This is a genomic window from Vibrio sp. 10N.261.52.A1, assembly GCF_002876325.1.
Lineage (GTDB): Bacteria > Pseudomonadota > Gammaproteobacteria > Enterobacterales > Vibrionaceae > Vibrio > Vibrio chagasii.
The window spans coordinates 1,324-1,841 of record NZ_MCYD01001059.1 but is presented as its reverse complement, the minus strand read 5'-3'; the positions used below and the strand labels follow the sequence as shown (position 1 = coordinate 1,841).

Annotated in this window: 1 pseudogene; it reads left to right on the top strand. The window is 45.9% G+C overall.

From position 1 onward, the window contains the following. A pseudogene (locus BCT81_RS22900) lies at positions 1–518 on the top strand (peptide ABC transporter permease); the annotation flags it as partial.

Below are 518 nucleotides of genomic sequence, written 5' to 3'. Positions count from 1 at the left end.
ATTTAGAAGCGATCGAAAAGTTCTCTGAGAGTCTAGAGATCGAAGGTCGTAGTTTATGGCAGGATGCTCGTATTCGTTTCATGCGTAACAAAGCGGCGATGGTCAGCCTGTTCATCCTTACTATTATGGTACTGGCGGTTATCTTTTTGCCGATGCTGGCTCAGTATACTTACGATGATACTGACTGGTATGCGATGCACGTTGGCCCCAATGCTGACCACTGGTTTGGTACTGATAGCTTAGGTCGTGATTTGTATGTACGTACTCTAATTGGTGGCCGTATCTCATTGATGGTTGGTGTGATGGGTGCCTTCGTAGCAGTATTGATTGGTACGCTTTACGGTGCAGCTTCCGGCTTCATTGGTGGTCGTACTGACCGAGTGATGATGCGTATCCTAGAAATCTTGTACGCAGTACCATTCATGTTCCTAGTAATCGTTCTAGTGACATTCTTTGGTCGTAACATCATTCTAATCTTCGTTGCGATTGGTGCGATTGCTTGGCTAGATATGGCGCGT